This is a genomic window from Deltaproteobacteria bacterium (assembly GCA_016874735.1).
In the GTDB taxonomy this organism is placed as follows: domain Bacteria; phylum Bdellovibrionota_B; class Oligoflexia; order Oligoflexales; family CAIYRB01; genus CAIYRB01.
Window position 1 is genome coordinate 227,643 of the sequence record VGTI01000003.1, and the last position, 9,890, is coordinate 237,532.

The following is a 9,890-nucleotide window of genomic DNA, read 5'->3' on the forward strand; positions in this document are numbered from 1 at the left end:
ATAGCTGGCGGTTGACCACATTTTAACCCGCCACCTATAATTGCCTTATGCTTTACAAAAAACTAAGAACAATTGGCGTCATCTATTTGGTTATATCTGGCTGTGTGCCGCTGCACTTACAGAAGTACCGGCAACAGCACGATCAGAGACTGGCGCCACCAGTTCCTCCAGTGGTTTCCGAGCCAACTCCGGTGGTTTCGGGAGCAGCTGAGCGTACTCAGGACTCTCACGCAACTCAAGATGCCGCCACCACAATCTACGTTGTAGATAAAGATACTTTCAGGCTTCACCTGGCGGAAAGAGAAGTTTGGGAGGCGGTGCTGTCTGTCCTCATGCGCAACTATAGCCCACTTATAGCTGACAAAAACCAGGGCATTTTTGCCACTGAATGGGACAGTTATTTCCTAAACGGGATTGTGTACCGAAACAAGATCTCGCTACGTCTGGCCAGAGGTGGGCCTGGAATCACCGACATGACGATCCACAACAGCGTTGAGCAATTACCAGGTGGTGCCGTGCCGGTGAGCGGAGCTAGTGTTACCTGGCTACCTGCTGGTGATCCTGCAGATGAGATTGGCCGCATCGTAAAAAATATGGCAATTGTGTTGGGACAGCCTGCTCCGAGGCTTCAGCAGGCAAGATAGGGGCGCCATCGTGATTAAAAGAGTATTCCTTTTCGTTCTGACCAACTTTCTGGTGATGACCACCATCTCAATAGTGATTTCGGTCTTGGGGATCAGGCCCTATCTGACGGCCTACGGCATCGATTATCAGTCCCTCATGGGATTTTGTGCGGTATGGGGCATGGGAGGATCTTTCATATCCCTCCTCCTGTCGAAGACTATGGCTAAATGGTCTATGGGTGTATCCATCATTGACCCCAATACCACGGATCCGCATGGTCGTGAGTTGGTGGCGCTGGTGCATCATCTAGCAGCCGGCGCTCATTTACCTGTGATGCCAGAGGTGGGCGTCTACGAGAGCCCGGAGGTCAATGCTTTTGCCACCGGCCCTAGTCTTGGCAATGCCCTCGTTGCGGTGTCTACGGGGCTTTTAAACCGGATGGATAGGCGACAACTAGAGGGCGTGCTAGGTCATGAGATTAGCCATGTCGCCAACGGCGACATGGTGACGATGACCTTAATTCAGGGTGTTGTTAACGCCTTTGTCATGTTTTTTGCTCGCATCGCCGCGTTTGCGGTCTCGAATCTCATGCGCAGTGAGGACGACGACCGTCGACCGTCTTACATGGTGCAGCAGATGTTGGTTTTTCTGTTCGATATCTTGTTTGGACTGCTCGGATCCATCGTTGTATGCGCTTTTTCGCGGTACCGCGAGTTCCGGGCCGATCAAGGTGGTGCTGGACTTGCTGGCCGCGACAAGATGATTGGCGCCCTGCAGGCTCTACAAAGAACGGTCGAAATGGTCGATCCGGCCCAGCCGGCGTTTCAGAGCTTGAAGATTGCTGGAGCCCCGAAAGGCATAGTCGGCCTACTGATGACTCATCCACCGCTTGAGGTAAGGATCGAAAGGCTCAAGCAATGGACGGGGCAGACTTAGTTTAGAATCTACAGATCCAGCGATCCTGGTGCCATTGACATTGATCTTCGCTGGGCATTGAGGTGCCTAGTGCGGGCTGGTTTGGTTGTTCTATCGGGCGCGGTACAAAGCGAACGACTTGGTTACTCACAGCAAGAGGTACGGCTTCGATTCTAGGGCCCTCTTCGGCCGATTTTGCGAATGTCACCCGTACAGCGAGTCCCTCCTGCCCACCGGAGATCGGCTCGGTACCAAATGCAAAATTACCCAAAGAGTAAAAAATAGGTTTTCCTTTGTAGGTTTCAATGTCCTGCACGACATGAGGGTGGTGACCAATGACGAGATCGGCACCGGCATCTATCACGGATTGAGCCAGCTCTCGCTGATAGCTGGCAGCATGTTTTTGCCCCTCCTGTCCCCAATGGATTGAGACCACGGTAAACAGGCCCAGATCGCTACAATCTTTGACCCTTTTCACAGTAAGTGTTTCACTAGCAAAAGCGGTCCCCGCCTGACTTTTCGTGGCCCAGAATGTCTCCGGCAGAGTTTTTGAAAATGCAAGTAGGCACACGGAACGGCCCTCAAGATCAATGATGACTGGCCTACTCGCCGTCGTTATATCCATCCCGGCTCCAGTGGAGCGGATATCAGCCCTGGCTAGGGCCATCATGGTACTGAGTAGACCGGGAAACCCAAAGTCCATGCTGTGATTGTTGGCTAGGGTTACGATGTCTATTCCTGCCGATCGCAGTAATCTTGCTGATTGAGGGGGCATACGCAGAAAGTACTGCTTCCACGTGGTTCGCGGAAGTTGTCCAGCAATGACTCCCTCGAGATTTACAATATTGTGCTTCGCAGTGTTGAGAAGCGGCAAACTATCACCAAAAACCTTCGGGACGGCGTACTTCGAATCTGTTTGGTAAAGCGACTTATTAGTGATAAGCACATCGCCGAAGAACTGGAGATCAGCGGTTTCAGCTTGAAGGCTGCTAGCGCACACCATCTGCGATACGACCAGTGACGCACAGACGAAGTATGACATTCGTGCGCAAATTCGTTGGAAGTGGCTGAATCGATAGTTTATAGTATGACCCTTAGCAATAATTGGAGAGATGGCCGAGTGGCTTAAGGCGGCGGTCTTGAAAACCGTTGTAGGGCAACCTACCGGGGGTTCGAATCCCTCTCTCTCCGCCAAAACTTCCCGACATCTTCGCTATAATAGCGCAAAAAAGCTGTTGCAGCACAGCGGGAACCCATTAGCGCGTTGGCTTAGGAACTTTTGCTCGGACGGGTGTCATGCTCCATCGACTGCAGCTATATCTGGTGCTTGTCGTAATGATGCTGTCTTCGGCAGCTCGAGCCCAAGAGGCCGACTTTGATTTGCCCTTCCTCATGAGTGAAGAGCCAGAAACTGATGAGTCGGCAGAAGCGCGTCAGTCCACCAAATACCACATCGGCGTGGAGCTATATTCGGGGTCAAACCTCAGCTTAGGTTACCAATTATCTCGCGATCTTTCGGTTGAGTTGTACACCGAGTCACCGCCACAAAGCACTAGTGTTAATATTGGGCCCCATCCGTGTGAGCTGATCAATGGCCCCTACATAGACGATGGGTTTATCCGCGGTGGACGGATTCGGTGGTTTTTAACCAACGACTTCAATGTCGCTTTCTCCCCTTACTATCGTAAATATGAAACCACGTGCACTGCTAGTGATGGCGTCTCAAAGTACAGTCCCGGCGACAAAACGAGTTATGGCCTAAGCGCCTCGGTAGGCAGTCGTTGGCAGTGGCGCCATTTCTACGCCGGCGCTGAATGGCTTGGGCTTGGTCTTGAACGCGGGGACCCTAAGTGGCGTGACGGCCGGTTTAAGAGTGATCCATACAGCCGCCTTATTTATTTGCGTCTGGTGCTTGGCGCTTCCATTTGAGCTAGCTCAAAAAATTCAAAAATGAGTCAAAATCTTTTGACTCTGCCGGGCTTCCGCCGGTATAACTTCGACTCGCGGCTCGTTCCGCAGTAAGTCCACATATCATCTCCGGAGAGATGGCCGAGTGGCTGAAGGCACATCCTTGCTAAGGATGCGTACGGGAAACTGTACCGAGGGTTCGAATCCCTCTCTCTCCGCCACACTTTCTTAATTCACCCATGTGTAAAGTGATTACGGTAGCTTATCCAGTGAGGAGACACGGATGACTGGGGTACTTTCGACCTTACCGCGGAGCTTAGGTCTATTTATGCCAGCCGAATGGGAACGTCATCAGGCAACATGGATGAGTTGGCCATTTGACGACGATATGTGGTTTGGCCGCCTTAAGGAAGTCCGTGTTGAATACGAGGCCTTGGTGAGGGCCATAGCCAAGTATGAGACCGTTCATCTGCTTTTGCGCGATGGTGAGGCTTGGGACTCTGCCACTAACGCGCTACGGGACGCTGCTGGCATCAAATTTCATCCGATGCCGCTGGATGACGTGTGGATGCGTGACAATGGGCCAATTTTCGTTCGGCGGCGGGATCCCCATTCGTTATTAAAAGACTCCGGTTACGCATATGTAAACTGGGGCTTTAATGCGTGGGGAGACAAATACGAAAGCGCTAAGGACAATCTGGTACCTGAACGGCTGGCCCCCACGCTACGGCTACCTAGGTTCGAGCCGGGGATCATCATGGAGGGCGGATCCCTCGATGTCGATGGCTTTGGGACCTGTCTGACAACTAGGCAATGTCTCCTGACACCGACGAGGAATCCGCATTTATCGCCCGCTGACATCGAGCGATATCTCGCTGATTATTTGGGCATATCGCGCGTAATTTGGCTTAACGAGGGCCTCGAAGGTGACCATACAGATGGGCACGTAGACACCATTACGCGATTTGTCGCGCCTGGGGTCGTTGTGACCTCGGTTACCGACAACAAGGACGATCCGAATTATCCCCCTATGCTTGAGAATCTGGAGATTCTGAAGGCCGAGATCGATGCTCGTGGAATAGCGTTAAAGGTGGTTGAATTGCCACTCCCCAAAGAGCCAATTCATCTCGAGGATGGCACACGCCTACCAGCAACCTATGCAAACTTCTATTTCGTGAATAGTGCGGTTTTGGTCCCCCAGTACGGTGACCCGAACGATCATAAGGCGCTTTCCATACTGCAAGGACTCCTCCCTGATCGCAAGGTCATCGGGCTATCGTCCCGTAGCATTATCGTTGGTGGTGGCAGCTTTCACTGTCTGACGCAGCAACAACCAGAGGTAGAAAGATGACAATAAAGCTTGGTTTGGTGCAGATGCGTATGGAGCGCGACCTCGAAGCCAATGTAAATATGGCCTCCGCGTTCGTGCGGGAGGCGGCGACGAAGGGCGCCAATATTGTCCTTTTGCCCGAGCTTTTTGAAAATCACTACTTTTGCCAAGAGGAGCGAGAGGAGTATTTTGGCTGGGCTCACCCGGTCAACGGACATCCCTTTTTAGGTACCTTCCAAAATCTCGCTCGAGAGCTTGGCGTGGTACTGCCCCTGAGTTTCTTTGAGCGTGCAGGGCAAGCCCACTTTAACAGCCTAGCTATGATCGATGCTGACGGAACGATCTTAGGTTTTTATCGGAAGAGCCATATTCCTGACGGACCAGGCTATGAGGAGAAGTATTACTTTAATCCCGGTGATACTGGGTTTAAGTCGTGGAACACCAAGTTTGGCTGCGTTGGCGTGGGTATCTGCTGGGATCAATGGTTTCCAGAATGTGCTCGAGCCATGGCGCTTAGAGGAGCGGACTTACTACTTTATCCCACTGCCATAGGCTCTGAACCAACTGATATGGTGGCGAGCCCGAATACCCCGGCCATGTGGCAGCGAGCGATGGTTGGACATGCTGTCCATAATTCCGTTTACGTCGCTGCGGCAAACCGCATCGGCACCGAACGGTTCGGGGCTGCAAGTTGTACGTTTTACGGACACAGTTTTGCCTGCGACTTCCGCGGAGATATGGTCTGTGAGGGTGATCCGGGTTTCTCGGGTGTGCTCATGGCGACTTTAGATTTAAAAGGCGCTCAAGCGTTCCGAGCTGGAATGGGCTTTTTCCGTGATCGGCGTCCGGACTTATACTCACCGTTGCTGACCTTGGATGGTTTAACCCCATCTTCGACTAAATAAGTGAGCACGGCACCTTGGGTCACGTAAAAGGCTTTGGTGGTCACCGGCAAGTCGTGGAAGTCGCCAATCATGCCGCGACATTTTGCACTGCCGCACTGGCAAAGCATGGACCAGAAGCCGCCGGTCTGGGTCGTTGAGTAGTCAAAAGTAATTTCGTCATCTTTGGCAATATCGCCCAAGGCGAAAAGTACGACCCTATGACCATCGTTCCTGATGCCACAATTCGGTTCACATGAGTGGTTCACATAATCATCGACGTCACCAGACGAGGTTAGAAACTCACGTGGACCGATCTGCAATGCGTGGGTCAAATCAGCCAGTTCGGACACATCGACCACATTACCCAGGAATTCCAGGACTTCCTCCTGGGCAGCTATATCCCTACCGGCAAATACACCACGACCCTTACCACCAACCTCCTCAAGCAAGATTAGTGACGACGGCGGCTTTTTCTTGGCGAGACTGCGCGGAGAAGTTGAGCGAGCCATGGCAACCTAAAGGCAAAGCCGTTTTTGACAGCTGAGAGTGACTTCGTCACAATCGATCGTTCATAAAATCATAGTTCATGATTTTATCATTACTGTCAAACAATCGTTGGGAATGGAGATGTCAGCGAAGAATAAGGAGGAAAGGGATGGCGCACCCGGAGCGATTCGAACGCCCGACCCCCAGATTCGTAGTCTGGTGCTCTATCCAACTGAGCCACGGGTGCGTGTCCTATCTAAGGCGGGTGAGTCATACTAAAGGCTGGCGCACAGATCAATGATATTCCTCCAAAAACTTTCAACCATACGAAATAATTAAACTAAAAAAACTCACTCGCAGGAGCTTGGCGCTAAACTTTTCGCCCATACCTGCCGAAATGAAAGCGAACACAGGATTTAATTCGCCGTATAGGAGTCGTGGTCATGAAAAACCAACAGCCATTCGCTTATGCTTCGTGGATCAAATTATCGACGAGAGCCTTGGCGATCTCAGTACTGCTGAGTGGTGGTGTGACGGCGTGCTCAAGCGATGAGATTGAACCGACGGAGGTTGTGGCACCAGCTTACGGGTCAGATTACCAGGACTCAGCTCCATTAGATGTAACCGCCCCGAGTGATGGGGCATCAGCGAGTACCGACGCAACGTCGCCCAGCGATACGGCGAGTACAGCCGGGGACAGTGCAGTGGCAGATATGACAACGCCAGCCGCGGAGACGGCGTCGGCCATACCATCGGAGACTTTGAATACGGGTTCAGATACGGTTAAGGCGGAGCTCACCGATAGCGTAACAACAACTGGGGACTCGGTAGTTGCGGATTCAGCTGCATCCGACACGTCATCCATTTTTGATGGTAGCGTTCAGCCTACGGATCCGGGCGATGTACAGACCATTTCCAGCCCAGGAGCTGCCCAAAACCTTCCGGGCAAAACTGAGCGACGGGGCAGAGGTAGCAGTGGAGACAACACGGCTGACACCCACCCCCCTCTGAAAAAGTCCGACAGCTCGCAGTACGTGATCGAGCCTGGTGACACGCTGGCGACTATATCTAAAAAGATTTACGGTACGGCAAAGAGGTGGCAAGAGCTTGCTCACGTCAACGGTCTTACCGATGCCAATCGTATCTACGCCGGGGACGTCATCCGCTACGATGTGCGGATTGACAAGGCCAAGGCATTTGCCAAGACCTATAACACCACTATGAAGACCTTTGTCGTGAAAAAGGGCGACTCGCTCAGTAAGATAGCGGCTCAAACCTACGGAAGTCCCGACGCCTGGCCACGCCTTATGAGTTTCAATCGCGAAAAAATCAAAGATCCTCACCACATTCCGGTTGGACTGAAACTGGAGTACATGGAGGGGGGCAAATTTGCGGCTCTGCCAAAACTTCCTGGCCCTCTAAAGAGCCCCAGTGCCCGTGGCAAGGCGAAGTCTGCTCCGACTCACTGATTAACGCGACTGAAGCTAACCTTGCGCTCGTCACTGTTGGGTCCGAAATCAAGCTCTAAGGTATGTGTGGGCCTTAAGTAAGGGTCATCGGCCTTGAGCTCGGGCCACTCGACAAAAAGGCCCCGGTAGGGCCTCACATCGGCCAAGCCAAGGTCCTCAGAACTTAGGCCAGAGTTTGATCGGTAGAGATCAAGATGAGCATACCAATGGCCGTCAATCTCATACTCATTCATGTACGTATAGGTTGGTGAGGTAACTGGCACCACGCGCGGCAGGCCAAGCTGACGCAGTACCTCCCCCGTAATGGTGGTTTTGCCCACTCCTAGTGGTCCAATCAGCCAAAGGCAAAATGGGTGCTCGCCGTTCCAAGCCATGAGCTCGGTCGCCAGATTAAATCCCAAAGCGCCTAAATCATTAAGGCTAATAGTTTTCGTCCACAATTTATCCACAGGCATTGGATCAATCCCAGATTGGCCGGAAGGTGGGATCGTTCAGTAGGCGCTTCATCTCAGCCACTGCATCTTTCAGGCCCACCCAAAGGGCGCGGCCAATAATGGCATGACCGATATTAGCCTCTTCGGCGTGGCTGATCACTTGTAGCCACTGCGCGTTGGTGTAGTTGAGACCATGCCCAAAATGCGCCTGCAATCCGAGATGATGAGCCGTGGCTGCGGCATCAATTAACTTTTGGACTAGTGGTCTTTGCGCTCGAGAAGACGTCGTGGCCGCCATTTTATGGCAGAAACTACCCGTATGAAACTCAACAGCGTCGGCACCGAAGTCTTTGCTTAGTGTGACGGCAGTTACATCTGGTTCGACAAATAGTGATACTAAGATCCCTGCGTCCACGAGACGTTTGGTGGCTGCCTTAATGACCTCTTTATTGCCAAGCAAATCAAGACCACCTTCGGTCGTGCGTTCTTCGCGCTTTTCAGGCACCAACGTCACCGCGTGCGGTCTTACCTTGATCGCCAGGTCTAGCATGTCCTTGGTAGCGGCCATTTCGAAGTTTAGGGGCACCTGAATAGTGTCTTTTAAGGCAAAGACATCACGGTCTTGGATGTGTCTGCGATCCTCGCGCAGGTGACAGGTAATATTGTCTGCACCACCGACCTCAGCCAGCAGTGCCGCCTGCACTGGATCTGGGTAGCGCTCTCCACGAGCTTGTCGCAGCGTTGCAATGTGATCGAGGTTAACACCGAGACGAATCATTGAACTTGGCCTTTGTGATTCATAATTGCTGCCGCCGTTTCGGTGCAGAGCTCAGTGGCTATAGCTTCGATCTCGTCTGAGTTTTGTCCCTCGACCATAATGCGGGCTAGGCTCTCTGTACCGGAGTAGCGGAACAAGATTCGCCCACCTTTACCCAGCTTTTGCTCCATCTGTCTAATCAATTTCGCAAGATCTGGAAGTTCTTCCAAAGGAACTTTAGCTTTGACGCGGACATTGCGCAGCACCTGCGGTAAGCGTTCCATGCAGCCCTTGAGCTCAGAAATCTTGCGTCCCTCAGACACCATAATCTTTAGAATGTGCAGTGCCGCAAGAATTCCGTCCCCTGTGGTCGCGCTATCGCGAAAGATCAAATGTCCAGATTGTTCCCCGCCTAGGTTGTAGTCACCCTTAATCATTTCTTCCATAACGTAGCGATCGCCAACTTTGGTGCGGCGTAGCTGCGCCCCTACCCTTTCGAGGGCAATGTCGAGGCCCATGTTGCTCATGACAGTGCTAACGACCGTGTTTTTACGCAGAGTGCCCTGGCGCACCATTTGAATGCCACAAATCGCCAAGATTTCATCGCCATCGATGATCTCGCCCTTGTCATCAACGACTACCAGGCGATCGGCATCCCCGTCGAAGGCCAGTCCGACGTCTGCTTTGTACAATTTGACCTGATCGACTAGGCGTTGCGGGTGAAGGGCCCCGTAACCCTCGTTGATATTGGTGCCGTTCGGCTCAACGCCAAGAAGGAAGCACTCCGCACCAAGCTCCGTGAAGACCTTAGGTGCCACACGGTACGCGGCGCCGTGGGCACAATCGATGATGAGTCGTAAACCATCCAGCGTCAGCTGCTTAGGAAATTGCTCTTTCAAATAAACAGCGTACTGACCAATCGCATCTTCAATACGTTTGGCGCGGCCTATGCCCGATCCCGTCGGTAGGTTATCGCTAAGGCTAGGGTCTTCGAGCATAAGTTCAAGCTTTTCTTCAACCTCGTCAGGAAGCTTATAGCCATTGGCACTGAATATCTTGATTCCGTTGTCACTGTAGGGATTA

General features: G+C 52.3%; 11 protein-coding genes and 3 tRNA genes. 8 read left to right on the plus strand and 6 right to left on the minus strand.

What is annotated here, in order from left to right; genetic code table 11:
• Nucleotides 1-47 precede the first annotated feature (47 nt).
• Both FJ146_03745 and htpX read left to right on the plus strand, forming a co-directional pair.
• Nucleotides 48-644, plus strand: a complete 597-nt coding sequence (locus FJ146_03745) for a hypothetical protein (protein MBM4251061.1) — start codon at nt 48-50, stop codon at nt 642-644.
• 7 nt (nt 645-651) lie between these two features.
• Nucleotides 652-1,560 (plus strand): protease HtpX, encoded by a 909-nt coding sequence (gene htpX, locus FJ146_03750; protein ID MBM4251062.1) that lies wholly within the window; start codon nt 652-654, stop codon nt 1,558-1,560.
• Between the two features lies 1 nt (nt 1,561).
• Here the strand turns inward: htpX and FJ146_03755 are convergent, their stop codons facing one another.
• Complete coding sequence (locus FJ146_03755; GenBank protein ID MBM4251063.1) at nt 1,562-2,581, minus strand: CapA family protein; 1,020 nt, start codon at nt 2,579-2,581, stop codon at nt 1,562-1,564.
• A gap of 64 nt (nt 2,582-2,645) precedes the next feature.
• Here FJ146_03755 and FJ146_03760 point away from each other — a divergent pair.
• From FJ146_03760 to aguB, 5 genes are all read left to right on the plus strand, one after another.
• Nucleotides 2,646-2,733, plus strand: a tRNA-Ser gene (locus tag FJ146_03760).
• Nucleotides 2,734-2,835: 102 nt separating this feature from the next.
• Entirely contained in the window at nt 2,836-3,468 is a 633-nt protein-coding gene (locus tag FJ146_03765; protein ID MBM4251064.1) for a hypothetical protein, read from the plus strand.
• Nucleotides 3,469-3,578: 110 nt separating this feature from the next.
• Nucleotides 3,579-3,668: transfer RNA gene (locus tag FJ146_03770), tRNA-Ser, on the plus strand.
• 107 nt (nt 3,669-3,775) lie between these two features.
• Entirely contained in the window at nt 3,776-4,798 is a 1,023-nt protein-coding gene (locus FJ146_03775) for an agmatine deiminase family protein (protein MBM4251065.1), read from the plus strand.
• On the plus strand, nt 4,795-5,682 hold the full coding sequence (aguB, locus tag FJ146_03780) for an N-carbamoylputrescine amidase (protein ID MBM4251066.1): 888 nt from the start codon (nt 4,795-4,797) through the stop codon (nt 5,680-5,682). Before FJ146_03775 ends, aguB begins: the two co-directional genes overlap by 4 nt.
• Here aguB and FJ146_03785 read toward each other — a convergent pair.
• A complete protein-coding gene (locus FJ146_03785; protein ID MBM4251067.1) occupies nt 5,580-6,170 on the minus strand; it encodes an SET domain-containing protein in 591 nt (196 codons plus the stop codon). The genes aguB and FJ146_03785 overlap by 103 nt on opposite strands.
• Before the next feature lie 147 nt (nt 6,171-6,317).
• Nucleotides 6,318-6,394: transfer RNA gene (locus tag FJ146_03790), tRNA-Arg, on the minus strand.
• A 196-nt stretch (nt 6,395-6,590) separates the two neighbouring features.
• Here FJ146_03790 and FJ146_03795 point away from each other — a divergent pair.
• A complete protein-coding gene (locus tag FJ146_03795; protein ID MBM4251068.1) occupies nt 6,591-7,616 on the plus strand; it encodes a LysM peptidoglycan-binding domain-containing protein in 1,026 nt (341 codons plus the stop codon).
• Here the strand turns inward: FJ146_03795 and tsaE are convergent.
• The 3 genes from tsaE to glmM form a co-directional block, all read right to left on the minus strand.
• Entirely contained in the window at nt 7,610-8,071 is a 462-nt protein-coding gene (gene tsaE, locus FJ146_03800; GenBank protein ID MBM4251069.1) for a tRNA (adenosine(37)-N6)-threonylcarbamoyltransferase complex ATPase subunit type 1 TsaE, read from the minus strand. The two genes, FJ146_03795 and tsaE, sit on opposite strands and share 7 nt — an antisense overlap.
• Nucleotides 8,072-8,075: 4 nt before the next feature.
• Nucleotides 8,076-8,828, minus strand: coding sequence for a pyridoxine 5'-phosphate synthase (locus FJ146_03805; protein ID MBM4251070.1), 753 nt, complete (start codon nt 8,826-8,828; stop codon nt 8,076-8,078).
• Nucleotides 8,825-9,890 (minus strand): phosphoglucosamine mutase (gene glmM, locus FJ146_03810; protein ID MBM4251071.1); only part of this gene is annotated, 1,066 nt, incomplete at its 5' end. The genes FJ146_03805 and glmM, both read right to left, overlap by 4 nt.